Below are 20,344 nucleotides of genomic sequence, written 5' to 3' on the forward strand. Positions count from 1 at the left end.
TTATGAAGACATGCGCATGTTTCGGGTCATTTCATCCTCAACGACGCGGACGAATTGTCCTTCGTTATACGGATAGCCCGCTTTTTGAATTTTGACTTTGACAAGTTTGCCGATTACATCTTCCGTGCCTTTGAAGACGACTTTCATGTAATTGTCCGTATAGCCGACGAACATGCCCTCCTCATCAGACTCTTTAAACGCCTCTTCCGGAATGATTTCCAGAACCTCTCCTTCATAATCGGAGGCGTATTCTTTTGCAAGCTGGTCAGACAGCGCGATCAGCTTATGCACCCGTTCGTTTTTCACATTCTCGTCAACCTGGTCTTCCATTCTGGCCGCAGGTGTTCCGGTGCGTTTGCTGTAAGGGAATACGTGAAGCTCTGAAAACTTATGTTCTTTAATGAACCGGTATGTTTCCATAAATTCTTCTTCCGTTTCTCCCGGGAAACCGACGATGACATCAGATGTGACGGCAAGACCCGGCAGCGCTTCTTTCAGCTTATTTAAACGGTCTGCGAAAAATTCCATCGTATATTTGCGTCTCATCCGTTTCAGAACGGTGTTTGATCCTGACTGAATCGGGATATGAAGGTGACGGACGATTTTATCAGACGCATCCAGCACTTCAATCACTTCATCAGTGATTTGGCTTGCTTCAATAGATGAAATTCTGATCCGCTTCAGTCCTTCTACACGTGTATCAAGCTCGCGGAGAAGCTTGGCGAAATTATAATCTTTCATATCTTCGCCGTAGCCGCCCGTATGAATCCCCGTCAGGACGATTTCTTTATAGCCGGCATCCACCAGCTGCTGCGCCTGTTTAATGACTTCTTCCGGATCGCGGGAACGAAGCAGGCCGCGCGCCCAAGGGATAATGCAGAACGTACAGAAGTTGTTGCAGCCCTCTTGGATTTTTAACGACGCTCTTGTGCGGTCAGTAAAAGCGGGAACATCCAGCTCTTCAAACACGCGTGCTTTCATAATATTGCCGACGCCGTTGATCGGCTGACGCTCTTCCCTGTACTGCTCAATGTAACCGAGCATTTTTTCACGATCCTGCGTGCCGACGACGATGTCAACACCCGGGATGGCCATAATTTCCGCCGGAGAGGTTTGCGCATAGCACCCTGTTACGCAGATGACGCCGTCAGGATTTTGGCGGATCGCCCGTCTGATGACTTGACGGCTTTTTTTATCTCCCGTGTTTGTTACCGTACATGTATTAATGACATATACATCTGCTGTCTGTTCGAATTCTTTTCGTTCATAACCCGCATCTTTAAACAGCTGCCAGATTGCTTCTGTTTCATAATGGTTGACCTTGCAGCCAAGGGTATGAAAAGCAACAGTTGCCATTACTGATCACCTCTTAATAACTCTGTATGATAGGAAACTGCGCTTAACGCGTAAAGAGGCGCAGTTTCAGTCCGTAAAATTCTCGGTCCGAGGCCGCATAAGACGGCGCCTTTTTCTGAAAGCTGATGAACTTCAGACTCAGTCAGACCGCCTTCAGGGCCGAATACGATTAAAAGAGACGAACCTTGCGGAAGGCTTTTGAGCTCCGCAGCGAAAGCGCCCGTTTCTCCCTGCTTTGATGACTCCTCGTATGCAACGACACATTTATCGACATTCTCCGCCATTTCAAGCAGCTGCCGGAACGTATGAACGGTTTTCACTTCGGGAATTTCATTGCGGTACGATTGCTCCGCCGCTTCCTTCGCGATTTTCGCCCATCTCTCCCGCTTTTTCTTTGCCTTTTTGTCGTCTAGCTTAACGACGGATCTGGCGCCCTGAAAAGGGATGAACATACTTGCCCCCAGCTCGGTCCCTTTTTGGATAATCCATTCAAGCTTATCGCCTTTCGGGAGGCCGCTGGCGATCCTGATCTTCAAAGGCAGTTCACGGTTTTCACCCGTCCATTCAGCAATGCTGCATGATATATGATCTTTAGAAACCTCTTTAAGCAGGCATAACGCTTCATGGCCGTCTTTCGAACAGCAGATAATCCGGTCTCCCGCACTCATTCTCATGACGTTCGCTATATGGTGGACGTCTTCCCCCGTGATTTGAAAATCAGGAGTTTCGTCCATCTCCTGCTTCGTGAGCTCGATAAAATATCGTTGCATACGCTGTGACACCTACTAACTGTTATTTTTTCGCGATGATGCTGACCCAATCTTCCATAGACAGAATTTCTATGATGGTAAAGCCGGCTTTTTCCAACGCTTCTTTTACTTCCTGTTTTTTCTGGCCGATAATGCCTGAAGTAATAAAATGGCCTCCGTCTTTGAGCAGGTCGTACGCCTGTGATGTAAAGCGGAGAATCACTTCCGCCAAAATATTTGCGACAATGACATCATGTTCGCCCGTGATGCCGTCTAACAAATTGTTCTGCTTCACTTCGGCCGTATCACTCACTTTGTTCAATTTCACATTCAGACGCGCGCTTTCAACAGCGACCGGATCAAGGTCATACGCATGAACCGATTCGGCCTCAAGCATGGCGGCCGCGATGCTTAAAATTCCTGAACCGGTGCCGACATCAATGATACGGTCGCCTTTTTGAACGATACGCTCAAGCGCCTGAATGCACAGAACCGTTGTCGGATGCGTTCCCGTACCGAATGCCATACCCGGATCCATTTCGATAATCAGTTCATCTGTATGAACAGGTGTGTACGTTTCCCAAGTGGGAACAATCGTGAACTTTTCAGAAATTTTCACAGGATGATAATACTTTTTCCAAGCTGTCGCCCATTCTTCTTCATTAACTTCAGAAATGGTGATTGTGTTTCTGCCCAAATCAATGTCGTACAAAAGCAGATTATTAATCGTCTCTTTTATGCCGTCCACCGTTTCGCCGAGGAAACTGTTGATCGGCAGATACGCTTTGACAATGACACCCTCATCGGGGTAATCATTGGGGTCGAGCTGGTAGATTTCCCCGTAAACATTCTCACGCTCTTTCATTAAATCAAACGGATCTTCGATGACAACCCCGCTCGCACCAGCTTCATGCAAAATATTTGAGATGGGTTCAACCGCTTCATGTGTTGTGTGAATGCTGATTTCGGACCATTTCAAAACTACCAACTCCTATCCAATCATTACTCGCCTTTAAATGCGCGTTTTACTTTGTCAAAGAAACTCATTTCTTGTTCATCCGGCAGGTTTCCGCTGACTTCAGCGAACTCGCGGATGATGTCTTTTTGTTTGTCTGTCAGATTCGTCGGTGTGACGACGCGGACGACAATGTGCTGGTCGCCTTGTCCGTAGCCCCGGACGTTCTGAACGCCTTTGCCTCTTAATCTGAATTTCGTGCCTGTTTGTGTGCCGGCAGGTATTTTCAATTTCACTTTTCCGTGAAGCGTCGGCACTTCCACTTCGTCTCCGAGTGCCGCTTGGGCAAACGTTAACGGCATTTCGCAATAAATATCGTCTCCGTCGCGCTCAAAGAACTCGTGGGCGCGCACATGGAATACGACAAACAGATCTCCCGCCGGCCCTCCGTTTACGCCCGGTTCACCTTGGCCCGGAACGCGCAGCTGCTGTCCGTCATCCACACCGGCAGGAATCGTGACATTGATTTTTTTCCGTTTTTTCACTTTGCCCGTGCCGCCGCAGTCAGAACACTTGTTTTTGATGATTTTTCCTGTTCCTTCACAGTGGTGGCAGACTCTTCGGTTAACCACTTTGCCAAACGGCGTGTTCTGTTCGACGTTCAGCTGGCCTGAACCTCCGCAGTGCGAGCACGTATCCGGCTTTGTTCCCGGCTTCGCGCCAGACCCTTTACATGTTTCGCAATTCTCTTCGCGCGGAATTTCAATGATCGTTTCTTTTCCGAAAGCCGCGTCTTCAAATGACAGGGTCATTGTATACTGCAGATCCGCGCCTTGCCGCGGCGCATTCGGGTCACGGCGTCTCGTGCCGCCTCCGAAGATGCTTGAGAAGATGTCATCGAAACCGAAGCCGCCGAAGTCTCCGCCGCCTCCGAAACCGCCGCCGAATCCCTGGTTAGGGTCTGTATGGCCGAATTGGTCATATTGAGCGCGTTTTTGGTCGTCTGAGAGCGCTTCGTACGCTTCTTTTACCTCTTTGAATTTTTCATCTGCTCCGGATTCTTTATTGATATCAGGATGATATTTTTTTGAAAGCTTCCGATAGGCTTTTTTGATTTCATCCTTTGAAGCGCTCTTACTTACCCCAAGCACTTCATAGTAATCACGCTTACTCATCTCGCTTCACTCTCCCGAATTTCTCACATAAATTAGATTGTATCATTTTGAATTATGTTTTTTCAATTCCTTTTATCCCGGGCAAGAAAAAAAGTCAAAGCCAAGAGATGCCTGACTTTGACTTTCTGTCTGTTGAATCAGAATATGCTGTGTGTTCTTCCGCCTATAGCCATGCGGGAAAGAACTTATTTTTTCGTTTCGTCGTCTTTTACTTCTTCGTATTCCGCATCGACAACGTTGTCGTCCGCTTTTTTGCCTTCAGCGTTTGCTCCGCCTTCAGCCTGCTGCGCTTTTGCAGCTTCTTCATAAAGCTTCATAGAAAGCTCTTGAACGATTGTTTGAAGCTCATCTTTTTTCGCTTTGATGTCTTCAATTTCGTTTTTCTCGATAGCGGCTTTCAGCGCGTCTTTCGCGTCGTTTGCTTTTTTCACTTGCTCTTCGTCCACTTTGCCTTCCAGATCTTTTAATGTTTTTTCCGTTTGGAACACAAGCTGGTCAGCTTCGTTGCGGACTTCGATTTCTTCTTTTCTCTTCGCATCAGCGTCAGCGTTTTCTTCCGCTTCTTTTACCATGCGTTCGATCTCATCATCAGAAAGACCTGAAGAAGATTTGATAGTAATGTTTTGTTCTTTTCCTGTGCCTAAATCTTTCGCTCTTACGTTTACGATACCGTTTTTGTCAATATCGAAAGAAACTTCGATTTGCGGTACGCCGCGCGGTGCCGGCGGGATATCAGTAAGCTGGAAGCGGCCGAGCGTTTTGTTATCGGCAGACATCGGACGCTCACCTTGAAGCACGTGAATGTCAACAGCCGTTTGGTTGTCAGCAGCGGTTGAGAATACTTGAGACTTGCTTGTCGGAATTGTCGTGTTGCGGTCGATCAGTTTCGTGAACACGCCGCCCATTGTTTCAATACCGAGAGAAAGCGGTGTAACGTCAAGAAGAACAACGTCTTTTACGTCTCCCGTGATGACGCCGCCTTGAATCGCTGCACCCAGCGCTACAACTTCATCAGGGTTTACGCCTTTATGCGCTTCTTTACCCGTTTCTTTTTTGATTGCTTCCTGTACGGCAGGAATACGTGTTGATCCGCCGACAAGGATAACTTTGTCGATTTCGCTTGCAGAAAGATCCGCATCTTGAAGAGCCTGACGGACAGGAGCCATTGTGCGCTCAACAAGGTGAGCGGAAAGCTCTTCGAATTTAGCGCGGGTCAGGGTCAGCTCAAGGTGAAGCGGACCTGCTTCTCCCGCCGTGATAAACGGTAAAGAAATTTGTGTGGATGATACGCCGGAAAGATCTTTTTTCGCTTTCTCAGCCGCATCTTTCAAACGCTGAAGCGCCATTTTGTCTTTTGAAAGATCAATGCCGTTTTCTTTTTTGAATTCTGCTACGAGATGATCGATGATGACTTGGTCAAAGTCGTCCCCGCCAAGACGGTTGTCACCGGCAGTTGAACGGACTTCAAACACGCCGTCGCCAAGTTCAAGAACAGATACGTCAAACGTACCGCCGCCAAGGTCGTAAACAAGAATTGTTTGGTCTTCGTCCGTTTTATCAAGTCCGTATGCAAGCGCTGCTGCAGTCGGCTCGTTGATAATACGCTCTACTTCAAGACCGGCGATTTTACCGGCATCTTTTGTCGCTTGGCGCTCTGCATCGTTGAAGTATGCAGGAACCGTGATAACGGCTTTTGAAACTGTTTCGCCGAGGTAGCTTTCAGCATATGCTTTCAGATGCTGAAGGATAATAGCTGACACTTCTTGAGGCGTGTAGTCTTTTCCTTCGATTTCCACTTTATAGTCAGTACCCATATGGCGTTTAACAGACATGATTGTGTTAGGATTTGTGATGGATTGGCGTTTCGCCACTTCCCCTACTTGGCGCTCGCCGTTTTTAAATGCAACGACTGACGGAGTCGTACGGTTTCCTTCAGCGTTGGCGATGACTGTAGGCTCTCCGCCTTCAAGCACTGCCACACATGAGTTTGTCGTACCCAAGTCAATTCCGATTACTTTACTCACTTTGAATTACCTCCTGCTATGTAGTTATTGATTCACTTTTACCATTGAAGGACGGATGACGCGATCCTTCAGTTTGTAGCCTTTTTGCAGTTCTTCGATAACAATATTGCTGCCGAAGTTTTCATCTTCCACCTGCATGACGGCTTGGTGAAGGTTCGGATCAAATTCCTGACCGACAGCTTCGATGGCTTCAACGCCTTCTTTTTCAAGTGCGTCCATCAGCTGGCGGCGGACCATTTCCATACCTTGCAGCAAGCTTTTTGTCTGCTCGCTTTCAGCTTCTACCTGTAACGCCCGTTCAAAGTTGTCGAGAGCCGGAAGGATTTCCGTTACGACGTTTTGAGAACGGTATTTCTGAGCAGCTTCCATTTCAAGGCGGCTGCGTCGTTTATAGTTTTCAAAGTCTGCTTGAACACGCAAAAGTTTGTTTTCTTTTTCATCAAGCAAACCCTGCAATTCATCAATTTGGTGCTGAAGGGCTTCTTCCTGACCTGCCGTTTCTTCATGCTGCTCTTGTGAAGCGGCTTGTTCTGCCTGTTCTGTCACTTCTTCTTGTTCTGCTGCTTCAACCTGTTCTGCGGTTTGTTTTTCTTCTGACATTGTGTTCACCTCCCTCAAATGCTGTAAAAAGATGACTGAAAATGATTGCCAAAATTCCCTTATTCATCATACAAACTTGTGAATGCTTTTGACAAGTCCGAAGTCACGTGCTGCAGCAGGCTGACGACTCTTGAATAATTCATGCGCGTCGGCCCGATAATGGCGATTGATCCGATCTGTTTCGTATCAACTGTATAGGTGGCCGTGATTAAGCTGCAGTTTTCCATTTCTTCGTAGTCGTTTTCTTTCCCGATTTTGATTGAAATCCCGGCTTTTGATGACTGAAACAGCTTCAGAACATCCTGCTCTTTTTCAATTAAAGATAAGAGCGAGCGGACCCTTTCAATATCATGGAACTCCGGCTGATTCAGCATGTTGATCTTTCCGCCGAAAAATAATTTCTCAACGTGGGCCGCCGGATGGAATGTGGAGCGGAGCGATTCAAGTATGCTGTCATAGTTGGCGATATGCTGCCTTAAATAGGTGACAACCTCTTTGAAAATGCGCTCATTCAGTTCGTCCATCGGCACGCCCGCTAATCGATCGTTTAATATATTGACCAGTTTTTCAATATCGCCCAAATCCACTTTAGCCGGGAAATTGATGGTGCGGTTTTCGACATGCCCCGTGTTCGTGACGAGGATGGCGACCGCCTTATCCGGCTGGATCGGAACGATTTGAATCTGTTTAAGATAGTTCTCGCTCAGCGTCGGCCCGAGGACAATCGATGTGTAGTTTGTCAGGTCGGACAGGATTTGCGCTGATTTTTGGACTGTTTTTTCCAGCTCGAAGATTTTTTCTTTAAATATCGAGTGAATTAAATCCAGATCGGTTTTTGTCAGCTTGACGGGTGACAGCAAATGATCGACATAATACCTGTACCCTTTTTCCGACGGAATCCGTCCTGAGGATGAATGGGTTTTTTCAATAAAGCCCAATTCCTCCAAGTCAGCCATCTCGTTTCTGATCGTTGCAGAGCTGAATGTAATCTCGTCTTTTTTTGAAAGAGTTCTTGAACCTACAGGCTGCGCTGATTGTATAAAATCATTAATAATCACTTGCAGGATCAACAGCTGACGATTTGTTAACATCATCATCACCCCTGTTAGCACTCAAGGTCAGCGAGTGCTAATTCTATATCAAAAGTAACAAACCAAAAGAAAAATGTCAATTATAACTCACCCAAAAAAGCGCCAAAAACCTCATTTCCTAATAATTTGCCCTCATGCGTTAATGCAACCGATTCTTCCGTGTCACAGATCAGGCCTTTTTCGGTTAAATCTTTGAGAACATCGGGAAACAGTTCGTCGACCGAGCGTCCGAATTTATCGAGAAAAGCTTGCTTTTGTACGCCGGACATTTTTCTGAGACCGAGGAACATTTCTTCTTCAATCTGCTCCTCACGTGTCACCTCGTGCGTGTCACGGTAAGGCAGCCCCTTTTCTTCGATGAGCTGCATGTAATGTTTCACAGGCCCGGCGTTGACGGTGCGCGTGCCGCTGATATATCCGTGAGCGCCAGCGCCAAAACCGAAATACTCTTCATTGCTCCAATACGTCAGATTATGCTGCGATTCGTATCCGGGCTTTGCAAAGTTACTGATCTCGTATTGACGGATGCCCGCTTCCCTCATCTGCCTCATGACCGTTTCATACATCTCGGCCTCTTGTTCTTGCGCCGGGAGATGCAGGCGGCCTTTTTGCATTAAATTATAAAACACCGTTTTCGGCTCTACGATCAGCGAGTAAACGGAATAGTGCTCCGCATCAAGAGACAAAGCCGTTTTGACGGAATTGTCAAGATCGGACAGCGTCTGACCCGGCAGGCCGAACATCAAATCGAGACTGATGTTGTCGAAGCCGAGAGCCCTCGCACGTTCAAAGGAAGTGAATACGTCCTTTTGTTTATGCACTCTGCCGATTTTTTGTAAAAGCTCATCCTCAAAGGTTTGAACACCGAAGCTCAGCCGGTTGACACCGGCATTTTTCATGATTTTTAATTTTTCCGGGGACAAATCATCCGGATTCGCTTCCGCGGCAAATTCTATGAGTCCGTCAGAAGGCTTCAGCACGCGGTGAATGGAATCCATCATTTTTTCCAGCTGGACGGGTGAGAGCGATGTCGGCGTGCCTCCCCCGATAAAAATCGTACGGAGATCAGGGCGTCCTGTCCGTTCTATTGTATTTATCATTTCCTTTTCGAGTGAGTTTAAGTACTCATCGACAGGCTGGCTCTGAATAAAATATTTATTGAAATCGCAATAGTGGCAGATATGCTCACAAAACGGGATATGAATATAAGCTGATTTCATTTTGAAACACCTTCTTCTTTACAGAAAGAAGCCGCAGTGCGGGACTGCGGCGGCTTCCGTTATTTTTTCGGGCTGTCATCCATTTTAAGAACGGCCATAAACGCTTCCTGCGGCACTTCTACTGAGCCGACCTGCTTCATCCGGCGTTTTCCTTCTTTTTGTTTTTCAAGAAGCTTCCGTTTCCGCGAGATGTCTCCTCCGTAACATTTTGCAAGGACGTTTTTCCGCATGGCCTTAATGGTTGAGCGGGCCACGATTTTCTGTCCGATCGCTGCTTGAATCGGTACTTCAAAGTGCTGGCGCGGAATAAGCTCTTTCAGTTTTTCCACAATTACTTTTCCGCGTTCGTACGCGTAATCGCGATGCACGATAAATGAAAGGGCGTCGATTTTTTCTCCGTTCAGCATAATGTCCATCTTGACGAGTTTAGACGGTTTGTAGCCGATCAGTTCGTAATCAAAGGACGCGTAGCCTTTTGTGCTTGATTTCAGCTGATCAAAAAATTCATATACGATTTCCGCTAATGGCATGTCATAGACAATGCTGACACGATTTGCGTCTAAATATTGCATGTCGATAAAATTGCCGCGTTTTCCTTGGCAAAGCTCCATCACCGCACCGACATAATCGTTCGGCACCATCATTGTCGCTTTTACATACGGCTCCTCGATTCTTTCGATCTTTTGTGGGTCAGGCATGTTGGACGGATTGTCAACAACAACCTTTTCGCCGTCTGTCATATACACATCATAGATAACACTCGGTGCCGTTGTGATCAGGTCGATTTTAAACTCACGCTCAATCCGCTCCTGAATGATTTCCATGTGAAGCATACCTAAAAATCCGCAGCGGAAACCGAATCCGAGCGCTTGGGATGTCTCTGCTTCATATTGAAGCGATGAGTCATTCAGTTCAAGCTTCTCAAGAGCTTCCCTTAAATCATTGTATTTGGCCGTATCGATCGGATACAAACCGCAATACACCATCGGGTTCAGCTTGCGATACCCAGGCAATGCTTCGGCAGCCTGATTGGCCGCGCTTGTTATCGTGTCACCGACGCGTGTGTCACCGACATTTTTGATCGCAGCAGTTAAAAAGCCGACATCGCCGACGGTCAGTTCATCTGTCGGAGTTGCTTTCGGCGTGAACACACCGACTTCTGTCACTTCAAACTCTTTTCCGGTTGCCATCATTTTAATTTTCTGGCCCGGTTTGACCGTTCCTTCTACGACTCTGATATACGCGACGACTCCTCGGTACGCGTCATAAAGCGAGTCAAAGATGAGCGCTTTCAGCGGAGCTTCCGGATCTCCCGCAGGAGCCGGCACTTTTTCTACGATCTGCTCTAAAATGTCTTCGATGCCGATGCCCGCTTTCGCTGAAGCGAGGACAGCGTCTGAAGCGTCAAGGCCGATAACGTCCTCAACCTCTTGACGCACACGTTCTGGCTCTGCGCTCGGAAGATCGATTTTATTAATGACAGGAAGAATCTCAAGATCATTATCAAGCGCCAGATAGACGTTCGCCAATGTCTGCGCTTCTATTCCCTGAGCCGCATCAACAACGAGAATCGCGCCTTCGCAGGCAGCCAGGCTTCGCGATACTTCATATGTAAAGTCGACGTGTCCGGGCGTGTCGATGAGATGGAATATATATTCTTCTCCGTCTTTTGCTTTGTATTTCAGCTGAACGGAATTTAATTTGATGGTAATTCCCCGTTCGCGTTCAAGGTCCATTGAATCAAGCAATTGTTCTTTCATTTCCCGCTGGGTGATCGCCGATGTTTTTTCTAAAATCCGATCCGCCAAGGTCGATTTGCCGTGGTCTATGTGGGCGATGATGGAGAAATTCCGGATTCTTGACTGCCTCTCTAAACGCTTTTCTTTATCTGTCACAATCTATCACTCCTACTATTAAACGCAAAATACACTAGCTTAGATTATATCAATAGGATTGTAAACATTCAATTAAAACAAGAAAGAGAAAAGCTTCCTTTAAGGAATCATCCGCTTTTCTCTTCATCAATGCTAACGGTTCAGTTTCGAAACCCACTCATACATCGCCTGCGCCGAGTCCGTCACGGTATTTGAAAGGGTTTCTCCGGCTTTTGAAAACAGGTTGAAGGTTTCCGCCTGTTCCAGCTGTTTTTGTTTTTCTTCCAGATCTTTCGCCGTAACGGTTTGTCCCAAAATGGAAGCTTCTTTTTCCTGTCCTTCTCCGCCGCCGAGCGTGAATGCTCCTTTTAAGGAGGGATCTTTGTATCCTTTCATATCAAGCATTCCGCTGTTTGCCTGCTGCATGCCGAACAAAACGCCGAAAAACATGACAATGGCGATCAGCAGGCATTTGCCGGTAAAACGGATCATTTGAATCACCTGATTTCTATTGTTTTTTCTTCTCTCCTGATTGCGAGCTGACCTTTTCTGCATCCCAGTACAGTTCGCTGAACACATCGGCCACGGCATCTGATGCGCGCCTCAGTTCTTCAAGATTGTTATCCACGCCCCCGAATTCCAGCAGAAGTGACCGGTCGTTTAAATCTTGGTTGTATACTCCATTATCTCCCGGAGAGCCTTTTGATAAAACACCGACGCTTAAGCCGGGGTATTTTTTCTCCATCAGCTTATGAAGTTCACTTGCGAGTTTATAGTTTTCTTCAAAATTAGCGCTTTTTTTGCCGACGACGATGGCGACTCTGGCATAGCTTTTTCCTTTAATATCGGCTGTCGTATTTTTCTTGCGGCGGGAATCCCGGTGAATGTCTATGGTATATTGCAGGTTTTTATTTTTGACGAGCGCGCTTTTTACGACCGGCCTTGATTCGTCGTAGCTTCGCGCATAATTTAAGCCGTCTTTGTTCAGGCGGGCCTGAATGTCGGTTTTATCTACGGTCGCTCCTACACCTTGCGCTTCAAGCGCTTTTCCGAACATATCTCCGACAAGCGTGACATTGGCCTTCGAATGGCGGGCGTTATCCGGATTTGTTTCCCCCTTTAACAGAGGAAGATAGGATTCGGTATTATGAGTGTGGTAAATAAAGACGACTTTTTTGCTGCCTGTTGAATGTTTCGGCGGCGCCGTTTCCTCTTTTTTCGTTTTGTTTTCGATTTCTGCCAGATTCACTTCTTTTTCTTTTTCCATCACCTTTGACGGCGGCGGAGATTCAGCCGGCATATTCGTATAATCCGTCCCCTGCCCCGCCAGAAGGATCTCCGTATCGTATTGGGCAAATCCCGGCAGCTCACGTCCCAAGAAACTCCGCGGGTCTTCCATATTAATGCTTGTCGCCAGTTTTAAGGAAAGCCGGGACAGCTGAAAAGAGTCTTTTTCAGGAAGCTCTGAGGCGAAATAATGATTTTCCATGCCGAGGAGGTGTGCAAACGCGTCACCCGGAAGTTCTCCGGCAATTCCGTGAAGAGAATCCGAAGAAAGCCTCAGTTCAGGGCGAAGCGATGTGAGCACACCCGATAATACGAAAATAACGATAAGGCTTGTCATAAACAAAAACATGCCCTTGAGCGCATTTCCACCGTTTACTGCAACGACAATTTGACGGTTTCTGCGTTTTTTTCTCATGATTTGAATCCCTCCAGCGCTTGTCTAGTAATTACTCTATGAACAAGCTAGAGGAGGTAGAACCATTTTAATGATTATAAGAACCTTTGTTATCTTGTGACACTTTTTCATGAAGGGCGGTGTTTAACCCGTTTGCAAGCACATTCGCCATATCATCAATAAAGGTGTCAATCTCCTTCGGCGTGACCATCAGATTATGGCCGAGCGGAGAAAGCACTTCGTGAATCAGCTGGCGTTTTTCGTTTTCGTCCAGCGTGCCGACAATACCGAGAAAGGATTGGCGTTCTTTTTCTCCGGGAAGGTCTTCGTCTGTCAGCACCTTCTTTTTGCCGAAGTTCATTCCGGCGGGCACCAGAGATCTTGACGGGCTGTCATCTTTCATCTCTCTGCCGAAATGTTTTAAAATATAATCCACCGTATCGCTTGCGATCGTAACCGCATCAACGACAGTCGGTACCCCGATTGCGATGACGGGGATGCTGAGCGTCTCCTTGCTTAATTCTTTTCTCTTATTGCCGACGCCTGATCCCGGGTGAATGCCCGTATCAGAAAATTGGATGGTCGTGTTCACCCTTTCAACGGCTCTTGCCGCAAGAGCGTCTACCGCGATCACAAAATCCGGCTTTGATTCTTTGATCACACCTTGAATAATATCGCTCGTTTCAATTCCCGTTAATCCCATCACACCGGGAGCAAGCGCGCTGACCGGCCTGTACCCTTCCTGCACATTTTCCGGCTGAAGCCTGAACAAATGCCTTGTCACGAGAAGGTTTTCGGTCACGAGAGGGCCGAGCGCATCCGGCGTCACATTCCAGTTGCCCAGACCGACGATCAAACAGCTTGCATCCTTTGGAATCTTTAATGCCGACAGATAGGCGGAAAATTCCTCGGCAAACACTTCCGTTACTTTTTCCTGCATCTCAGAGTCGTGTTCCCGAACCCCTTGAGCCTCGATCGTGACATAGCGTCCCTGCTTTTTCCCCGATAGCTCGGCGCCTTCTTTGGTTATATCGACGGTTCTGACTTTAATGCCGCCCTTGTCGCGTTCTTTTTCAATAAACCCGTTTATTTCTTTTTTCTGACCGGCTTGTCCGTCTTTTACCGCCTGTTTCGTTTCTACCGCTAAATCCGTCCGTATCAGAAATTGATTGACATCCAGTTCGTTGTTTTTCACAGGGAAGACCTCCTTCAATCATCGTGGTACATAGTGTGGCCATTTACAAAACGAATCATGCGAATTTACCCATCAACGAAAAATACTTTACATTTATATTGCAATCTAAAGTTCTGTTTGATAGAATACAATTTGTTCTATTGTGAAGAAGATTTAACCTTAAGACACTGTGCTACAGGTTGTATCTTAGGAGGTGAAACACATGCCAAACATTAAATCAGCGATTAAACGTACAAAAACAAACAACGAACGCCGCGCTCATAACGCGACAATCAAATCTGCTATGCGTACTGCAATCAAACAAGTTGAAGCTTCTGTTGCTAACAACGAAGCGGATAAAGCGAAAACTGCTCTTTCTGAAGCAGCGAAACGCATTGATAAAGCAGTGAAAACAGGTCTTGTACACAAAAATGCCGCAGCTCGATACAAATCTAGACTTGCGAAACAAGTGAACGGACTTTCTGCATAATACAAAAACGATCCCTTTAACGGGGATCGTTTTTTTCATTCAGTCCGGAGAAGCTCAAGGAGAAAGAGCTCCAGCAAGAGCTGCTTGTCCTTTTTCCCCGTTTTCATTTCATAATCCATCACTGCGAGTCTTTCTATAATACGCCGCAGCTCTTCTTCAGAAAAAAGCCTCGCCTGATCCATCGCCAGCTTTACCCGGAAGGGGTGCACCTTTAAGTTGGAAGCGATTTGCTTTTGGCCGTATCCTTGTCCCGCAAAATACTTTGTCTGCATAATCAGACGGAATTGGTTGGCGATCAGCGCCATAATTTTGATCGGTTCTTCGTTTTGTTTTAAAAGATCATAAAATATTTGAAGACTTTCCGTCCGTTTTCGGTTCACGATTTTGTTGATCAGCTCAAAAATATTCTGCTCCAAACTTCTTGCGACGAGCTCACGGACATCTTCAAGTGTGATCTCATGTCTGTCACCGGTGTAGGCGGAGAGTTTTTGTATTTCCTGATATATGGAAGACAGATGGCCGTTTGCAAGCAGAACCAAATGCTCGGCAGCTTCTGTATCGATCATTTTATTTTCGGATTTCGCCAGATTAATCGTAAAATCAGTCGTCTCCTTTGCATTCAGCTCCTTAGCTTCAATCATAAGGGCTTTTTGCTTCAGCGCTTTCGTCAGCTTTTTCCGTTCGTCCAGCTTCTCGTACGGAGCCACAATCAAAAAGACCGTATAAGGCGCAGGCTCCTTCAGATAAGTCTCCAGAGCGGCTGTATTATGCTCTATTTTTTCTTTCTTTTTTTCCCCTGTTAAAAAAGACGGATTTTTTACGATGACCAGCCGCTTCTCTCCCATAAACGGAAACGTTTCAGCATCGGTTACGGCCTGGTCAAGCGGATCTTCTTCAAGATCAAAAACAGACAGGTTAAAATCCTTTGTCTCCTCATCAACGACAGCTTGTCTGATCCGGCTGACAGTTTCTTGGAGCAGATACGTTTCTTTTCCGTATAAACAATAAACGGAGCGGACATCCCCTTTTTTCAGGGCTTTCCAAACATCAAATACCATGATCGTATGACTTCCTCTCTTTCTTGATCCCCTTCTATCCTAAATTGAGTTCGGCAATTAGTAAAGAGGAAGCTTTAAGGACAGCTTCCTCATTTATAATAAACGCCTGCTTCACAAGCTCCCGGGTCTGCTTGTAAAAAGGCGATAATCACAAGAACAGAAAACGTTACCATCACTTCTAGATTTTTCAAAACAATTCCAGTATACTTAGGGAAGTCAGGAGGGATGAAATTGAATGATTTTGAAAAAAACGTTCAAAGCAAACGAAATGATGCTGTTGACTCAGCTGTCGGTTTTGTCGTGTCCTTCGGATTTTTCGCCTTTTTGTTCGTGATGGCAACAGCCATCCATCTTATCGGCTCTTAGCCGCATTCCGGGCTGCTGTCAATCGGCAGTCTTTTTTACTTCTTGCGCCCTGGTTTCTTCTATATCATATGGAGGGAAGACGGAAAACGTTCCGGCGCCTTTTTTAAATCTGTATTGAATCGTTCCGCTGATATCGGTGCGAAGCACATTGACAGAGTACGCCTTCAAACGATCCAGCACTTCTTCATGCGGATGATGGTATCGATTCTCTTTTCCTGCTGAAATCAGCGCTGCTTCCGGCTGAAGCTGCTTCAAAAAGGCTTCACTCGTTGAGCTTTTGCTGCCGTGATGACCCGCCTTCAATATATCAGCCTTCAGATTCGGATACGTTTTCAGCACTTCTGTTTCGCCGTCCGATTCTAAATCTCCCGTCAAAAGCCAGCTCACTCCGCCTAAAACCGTCCAAAGCACCAGTGACGAATCATTTTTACTCCTTCCGTCAGACGACTCCGGAGACAGCACCTGAAACTGAATATCCCCGGCTGTAATGGTGTCGCCCCGCTTTGCTTCGGCAACGGGAATGTTGTTTTCTTTCGCCATATTTAATATGTTCTGATCTTTCGGTTCTTTTACGAATCCTACGGGGACAATTAACCGTTTGACTCTATGATTTTTGATTAACACTCCGGCTTCCCCGATGTGATCTTGATCCGCATGGGTTAAAATCAGTGCATCCAGCTTTTTCACCCCTTTTCCGTTTAAAAATGGAATCAAAACCTTCTCGCCGATAGAATACGGGTGACGTTTTTCTTTCCATGATTCTCCGGGATAAGCAATCACTCCCCCTGTATCAACCATTACGGTCCCTTTGCGGTGCGGCGCACTTATAAACAGTGAGTCTCCCTGCCCGATATCAAGCATATCCGCTTCTCCCCATGGACAGAAATACGGACGGCATATTAAATAAGCCAAAACCGCGCAGAAAAATAGAGCCGATTTCCTGAGTTTTAAAAAACCTCCCTTTTCCAAAGCCGCAAAAAGCGTAAAAACGGAAACCGCAAGCAGCAGAAGGGAAAGAAAGTCAGGCTTTGACACAATCATAGTAAATAAATCAACGGATGCCGCATATGTAATGAAATCATGCACAGGCTTCATCACAAGGTCAAACATACCAAACAAACATTCTCCCATCTGCCTTGAGAGTAAAAGAAGAAGGAAACCGATGACAGAAACCGGAATGACAAATAACGTATAAAAAGGCACCATCACCATATTCATCGGAAAACTGACAAGTGAAATCTGCTGAAAATGATAGAGGAGAAACGGAAGTGAGCTGAGCTCCGCAATGAATGAAGCCATCGCAAGCCCGGCAAGTCTGCTTTTCCCTGCTTTCTTTAAAATGGAGGATGACAGAATTAAAGAGGCGCTTACCGCAAAGGAAAGCTGGAAGCCCGCCTGCCAAAGGAAGTAAGGATTAAACAGCAGGAGCAGCAGATAAGACAGGGACAATGCAGCAGAGGAATGAATGCCGCGTTTAACAAGAGTTCCGGCGATATAAAATCCCAGCATGAGGGATGCGCGCAATACGGATGGGGCGGCACCGCTCAGCAGCGTATACACCGGCAAAAACAGCAGCAGCAAAATTCCCGCTTTTTCTCTTGTCAGCCCGATTCTGATCAGAGCATAAAATAATCCCGCCGTAATAAGACCGACATGCATTCCGGAAATCGCCATTAAATGAACGACTCCCAAATTTTGATACGCACTCAGTATATCGTCCTCTATAGAAAATCTTTCACCTAAGGTCAGCGCTTCAACAATTCCGGCGGAAGATTCAGGCACGTGATTCCGAATGATCGAAATCAAATTTTTTCTGATGTTCAGCAGTTTAAACAGCGGCTGTTTGGATTTTTCACACTGCTGAATGGAAGTCACGGAAAATAACCAGTGAATCTGCTGAGAGTAAAGATATTCCTTATAATCAAAACCTCCGGGAACCGTCGCATGTGCAGGCTGTTCCAGAGAGCCTGTAAACGTGCAGCGCATCCCCGGTTCAAGCTGTTCAATGAGTCTCTTTTCCTCAAGAGACCGGATTTTGTACGAAGCCGCCCATTTTTCCTTGTCATGTGTACGGATAACGGCTGACATTTTCGCTCCGTCAACCTTCGGAATATTAGTGATGACGGCCTGTTCAGTATAACTGCCGGCCTGATAGCGCGTTACATTCGCAGCGTCACAAACCGTATAAAGAAAGAAATAAAGACAAAAAGAAACGAGGCAGACGATAACCGGAGCATACTGCTTTGTTTTTACAATAATAAAGAGAAGATACAGAAGAAAAAGGAGCAGAACCCAGAAGACATGAGCGGCGGCAATTCCCGCAGTTGCAGAAACCGCCGCCAGAGGCAGAAGAAGGTATTTATATTTCATTTATACGTAACTGGTAAACAGCTCATTGGCCTGTTCATGAATTTTTTTCAGTTCATCTGCCTTAACCCCCGCATCAGATAATTGCTGAATCAGACCTGCTACAAAAGACAATTTTTCGCGGTTTTTCAGATCGATGATCATCTCATCAAGTTCAACCTGCTCCACCTTGACTCCGGCTTGGCTGAACAGCTCTTTTGCATAAGGCTGTGTTTTGTAATCTTCGGCATAATAAACCGTTTTGATGCCTGCCTGGATAATTGATTTACAGCATTGAATACAAGGATAATGCGTCACATAAATTTCGGCGCCCTCCGTCGGAACACCGAACTTAGAACATTGCAGAATCGCATTCATCTCTGCATGTATGGTCCTCTGGCAATGATTATCTATTAAAAGGCATCCTTCATCAGCGCAATGGACGCCTCCGGCAATTGAGCCGTTGTATCCGCCGGCGATCATCCGCTTGTCTCTGACTACGGTTGCCCCGACTGACAGTCTCGGACATGTGCTTCTCAGCGCCAGCAAATGGCTTTGCGCCATAAAATATTGATTCCATGAGATTCGTTCCACAAGTGTTCCCTCCAAAAAGTCTTGTTGCTTTTCTAAGTTTACATAGATTTAAGCAAAACCGTCAATTCACTTTACCGTAATGGAAGTTTTTATCCGCTCAAATGACTTTTCTCCAAAGCCTGATACATTCATCAAATCTTCAGCAGTCTGAAACCGTCCGTTTTCTTCTCGGTAGGCGATAATCGCTTCCGCTTTTTTCTGCCCCACCCCGGAAATCGCCTGAAGTTCGTCCAGAGATGCCGTATTGATATTGACAGCTGCATTCTCCTTTTCACCCGCCGCTGTTTTCGGGCGATTCTCCTCTTCGCCTTCACTCGGAATATAAACAATCGTCCCGTCCTGCAGCTGCTCTGCTAAATTAACATTCAATTCATCCGCCTTTTTCTTCAGGCCGCCGGCTTTTTCAATGGCTTGCGTCACCCTGTCTCCCGCTTTCATTTCATACACGCCGGGATTTCGGACCGCACCTTTCACATCAATCATAATCTTATCGTCTGCGGTGTCTTTTTTGTCCGCGACGGATGCTGAGGCTGTTTGGCCGAGCACGGACTGCTGTTTGACCGGCTCTTCCTTTTCAGAACGAAACAGCCAAATACAGATAAAAACCGCCCCTGCCGCAAGACAAGCGCCCAGAATTTTCAGGTTCCGCCGCAGCCGCTCCGTCATCATCGCTTTCGTCATATTGCATTGCCTCCCCGCATAAGGTTTAGAGGATTAAGGGAAAAAGGAGGGGAATTCATTGAAAATAGGCTTTATCGGCACCGGAAACATGGGAACGATCCTGATTGAATCGTTTATCGAATCAAACGCTGCCGATCCCTCACATATCACCATCACAAACAGAACAATCGAAAAAGCATTAAAACTAAAAGAACGTTTCAGCGGCATCCATGTCACCGAGGATCAGGAAAAGCTCGTACAGGAAAATGAAATAATATTCATTTGTGTAAAACCGCTGGATATATATCCTTTGCTAAAGAAACTCACACCGCATTTACGGAAAGATCACATTTTAATCTCCATTACCAGTCCCGTTCAGACGGATCAGATTGAACATACGGTTCCGTGTCAGACGGCCCGCGTCATTCCGAGCATTACGAACCGCGCCTTGGCCGGCGTCTCGCTTGTTACGTTCGGCAAAAGCTGCAGCGAGTCTGCAAAAGCGGATATTGAAACGCTGTTCACTCATATCTCAAAACCTGTAGAAATCAGCAGCGGCATTACAAGAGCGGCGTCAGACATTGTCAGCTGCGGGCCCGCTTTTATGAGTTATCTCGTTCAGCGCTTTATTGACGCGGCAGTGGAAGAAACGGACATCACCAAAGAAGAAGCAGTGATTATGTCGACGGAAATGCTTGTCGGTCTCGGAAAGCTTCTGGAAACAGGGCATTACACGCTTCCCGCCTTGCAGGAAAAAGTATGCGTAAAAGGCGGCGTCACCGGGGAAGGACTGAAGGCTCTCGAAAGCGGTGTTCAGGATATGTTCAACCGTGTCTTTCAGCGTACACATGACAAATACGATGAAGATATATCGTTAGTGAAGAAGCAATTTCACGTGTAACTGAGTATGCCATAAAGTGCTTTATCGCGT

18 protein-coding genes and 2 pseudogenes are annotated in these 20,344 nt (G+C 46.4%); 3 read left to right on the forward strand and 17 right to left on the reverse strand.

Annotated features, from left to right (window positions below):
• The 12 genes from mtaB to gpr form a co-directional block, all read right to left on the reverse strand.
• Positions 1–1,356: a tRNA (N(6)-L-threonylcarbamoyladenosine(37)-C(2))-methylthiotransferase MtaB gene (mtaB, locus tag NYE50_RS14115; protein WP_007408276.1), complete on the reverse strand. Its 1,356-nt coding sequence runs from the start codon at positions 1,354–1,356 to the stop codon at positions 1–3.
• Complete coding sequence (locus NYE50_RS14120) at positions 1,356–2,126, reverse strand: 16S rRNA (uracil(1498)-N(3))-methyltransferase (RefSeq protein ID WP_007408275.1); 771 nt, start codon at positions 2,124–2,126, stop codon at positions 1,356–1,358. Before NYE50_RS14120 ends, mtaB begins: the two co-directional genes overlap by 1 nt.
• Before the next feature lie 22 nt (positions 2,127–2,148).
• Positions 2,149–3,084 carry a 50S ribosomal protein L11 methyltransferase gene (prmA, locus tag NYE50_RS14125; protein WP_159354388.1) on the reverse strand — a complete coding sequence of 312 codons (936 nt, stop codon included), beginning with the start codon at positions 3,082–3,084 and terminating at the stop codon, positions 2,149–2,151.
• Between the two features lie 23 nt (positions 3,085–3,107).
• Positions 3,108–4,235, reverse strand: a complete 1,128-nt coding sequence (gene dnaJ / locus NYE50_RS14130; protein WP_003152895.1) for a molecular chaperone DnaJ — start codon at positions 4,233–4,235, stop codon at positions 3,108–3,110.
• Positions 4,236–4,420: 185 nt separating this feature from the next.
• On the reverse strand, positions 4,421–6,259 hold the full coding sequence (dnaK, locus tag NYE50_RS14135; protein WP_007408273.1) for a molecular chaperone DnaK: 1,839 nt from the start codon (positions 6,257–6,259) through the stop codon (positions 4,421–4,423).
• A 24-nt stretch (positions 6,260–6,283) separates the two neighbouring features.
• Positions 6,284–6,859, reverse strand: a complete 576-nt coding sequence (gene grpE / locus NYE50_RS14140) for a nucleotide exchange factor GrpE (RefSeq protein ID WP_003152892.1) — start codon at positions 6,857–6,859, stop codon at positions 6,284–6,286.
• A gap of 59 nt (positions 6,860–6,918) precedes the next feature.
• The gene (hrcA, locus tag NYE50_RS14145) at positions 6,919–7,950 is read right to left on the reverse strand and encodes a heat-inducible transcriptional repressor HrcA (protein ID WP_159354389.1); all 1,032 of its coding nucleotides are present in this window, start codon (positions 7,948–7,950) and stop codon (positions 6,919–6,921) included.
• Between the two features lie 80 nt (positions 7,951–8,030).
• Positions 8,031–9,170 carry a radical SAM family heme chaperone HemW gene (hemW, locus tag NYE50_RS14150; protein ID WP_159354390.1) on the reverse strand — a complete coding sequence of 380 codons (1,140 nt, stop codon included), beginning with the start codon at positions 9,168–9,170 and terminating at the stop codon, positions 8,031–8,033.
• A gap of 59 nt (positions 9,171–9,229) precedes the next feature.
• Complete coding sequence (gene lepA / locus NYE50_RS14155) at positions 9,230–11,065, reverse strand: translation elongation factor 4 (protein WP_014418416.1); 1,836 nt, start codon at positions 11,063–11,065, stop codon at positions 9,230–9,232.
• Positions 11,066–11,197: 132 nt separating this feature from the next.
• Positions 11,198–11,536, reverse strand: a complete 339-nt coding sequence (locus NYE50_RS14160; protein ID WP_007408270.1) for a YqxA family protein — start codon at positions 11,534–11,536, stop codon at positions 11,198–11,200.
• Positions 11,537–11,552: 16 nt separating this feature from the next.
• A complete protein-coding gene (gene spoIIP, locus NYE50_RS14165; RefSeq protein ID WP_159354391.1) occupies positions 11,553–12,746 on the reverse strand; it encodes a stage II sporulation protein P in 1,194 nt (397 codons plus the stop codon).
• Between the two features lie 67 nt (positions 12,747–12,813).
• Positions 12,814–13,920 carry a GPR endopeptidase gene (gene gpr / locus NYE50_RS14170; protein WP_159354392.1) on the reverse strand — a complete coding sequence of 369 codons (1,107 nt, stop codon included), beginning with the start codon at positions 13,918–13,920 and terminating at the stop codon, positions 12,814–12,816.
• A 202-nt stretch (positions 13,921–14,122) separates the two neighbouring features.
• Here gpr and rpsT point away from each other — a divergent pair, with 202 nt between their 5' ends.
• Positions 14,123–14,389 carry a 30S ribosomal protein S20 gene (gene rpsT, locus NYE50_RS14175; protein ID WP_003152876.1) on the forward strand — a complete coding sequence of 89 codons (267 nt, stop codon included), beginning with the start codon at positions 14,123–14,125 and terminating at the stop codon, positions 14,387–14,389.
• 16 nt (positions 14,390–14,405) lie between these two features.
• Here rpsT and holA read toward each other — a convergent pair.
• Positions 14,406–15,447: pseudogene (gene holA / locus NYE50_RS14180) on the reverse strand (DNA polymerase III subunit delta).
• A 34-nt stretch (positions 15,448–15,481) separates the two neighbouring features.
• Positions 15,482–15,638 (reverse strand): annotated as a pseudogene (locus NYE50_RS14185) (hypothetical protein).
• Between the two features lie 40 nt (positions 15,639–15,678).
• Here NYE50_RS14185 and NYE50_RS14190 point away from each other — a divergent pair.
• Positions 15,679–15,813, forward strand: coding sequence for a YqzM family protein (locus NYE50_RS14190; RefSeq protein ID WP_003152870.1), 135 nt, complete (start codon positions 15,679–15,681; stop codon positions 15,811–15,813).
• Positions 15,814–15,831: 18 nt separating this feature from the next.
• On the opposite strand, the gene NYE50_RS14195 is transcribed toward NYE50_RS14190, so the two are convergent.
• From NYE50_RS14195 to NYE50_RS14205, 3 genes are all read right to left on the reverse strand, one after another.
• Positions 15,832–18,183 carry a DNA internalization-related competence protein ComEC/Rec2 gene (locus NYE50_RS14195; RefSeq protein ID WP_159354394.1) on the reverse strand — a complete coding sequence of 784 codons (2,352 nt, stop codon included), beginning with the start codon at positions 18,181–18,183 and terminating at the stop codon, positions 15,832–15,834.
• Positions 18,184–18,753: a ComE operon protein 2 gene (locus tag NYE50_RS14200; protein WP_003152868.1), complete on the reverse strand. Its 570-nt coding sequence runs from the start codon at positions 18,751–18,753 to the stop codon at positions 18,184–18,186.
• Positions 18,754–18,819: 66 nt separating this feature from the next.
• Positions 18,820–19,434 (reverse strand): helix-hairpin-helix domain-containing protein, encoded by a 615-nt coding sequence (locus NYE50_RS14205; RefSeq protein WP_015240245.1) that lies wholly within the window; start codon positions 19,432–19,434, stop codon positions 18,820–18,822.
• A gap of 58 nt (positions 19,435–19,492) precedes the next feature.
• Here NYE50_RS14205 and comER point away from each other — a divergent pair, with 58 nt between their 5' ends.
• Positions 19,493–20,314: a late competence protein ComER gene (comER, locus tag NYE50_RS14210; RefSeq protein ID WP_159354395.1), complete on the forward strand. Its 822-nt coding sequence runs from the start codon at positions 19,493–19,495 to the stop codon at positions 20,312–20,314.
• The last annotated feature ends 30 nt before the right edge of the window (positions 20,315–20,344 follow it).

Source organism: Bacillus sp. EU55 (assembly GCF_038005925.1).
Classification (GTDB): Bacteria; Bacillota; Bacilli; order Bacillales; family Bacillaceae; genus Bacillus; species Bacillus velezensis.

Excerpts from the sequence above, each read along its gene's own strand:
- spoIIP (WP_159354391.1), bottom strand. The coding sequence starts at position 12,746 with ATGAGAAAAAAACGCAGAAACCGTCAAATTGTCGTTGCAGTAAACGGT.
- NYE50_RS14205 (WP_015240245.1), bottom strand. The coding sequence starts at position 19,434 with ATGACGAAAGCGATGATGACGGAGCGGCTGCGGCGGAACCTGAAAATT.
- hrcA (WP_159354389.1), bottom strand. The coding sequence starts at position 7,950 with ATGTTAACAAATCGTCAGCTGTTGATCCTGCAAGTGATTATTAATGAT.
- NYE50_RS14160 (WP_007408270.1), bottom strand. The coding sequence starts at position 11,536 with ATGATCCGTTTTACCGGCAAATGCCTGCTGATCGCCATTGTCATGTTT.
- grpE (WP_003152892.1), bottom strand. The coding sequence starts at position 6,859 with ATGTCAGAAGAAAAACAAACCGCAGAACAGGTTGAAGCAGCAGAACAA.
- mtaB (WP_007408276.1), bottom strand. The coding sequence starts at position 1,356 with ATGGCAACTGTTGCTTTTCATACCCTTGGCTGCAAGGTCAACCATTAT.
- dnaJ (WP_003152895.1), bottom strand. The coding sequence starts at position 4,235 with ATGAGTAAGCGTGATTACTATGAAGTGCTTGGGGTAAGTAAGAGCGCT.
- NYE50_RS14120 (WP_007408275.1), bottom strand. The coding sequence starts at position 2,126 with ATGCAACGATATTTTATCGAGCTCACGAAGCAGGAGATGGACGAAACT.
- rpsT (WP_003152876.1), top strand. The coding sequence starts at position 14,123 with ATGCCAAACATTAAATCAGCGATTAAACGTACAAAAACAAACAACGAA.
- NYE50_RS14195 (WP_159354394.1), bottom strand. The coding sequence starts at position 18,183 with ATGAAATATAAATACCTTCTTCTGCCTCTGGCGGCGGTTTCTGCAACT.
- hemW (WP_159354390.1), bottom strand. The coding sequence starts at position 9,170 with ATGAAATCAGCTTATATTCATATCCCGTTTTGTGAGCATATCTGCCAC.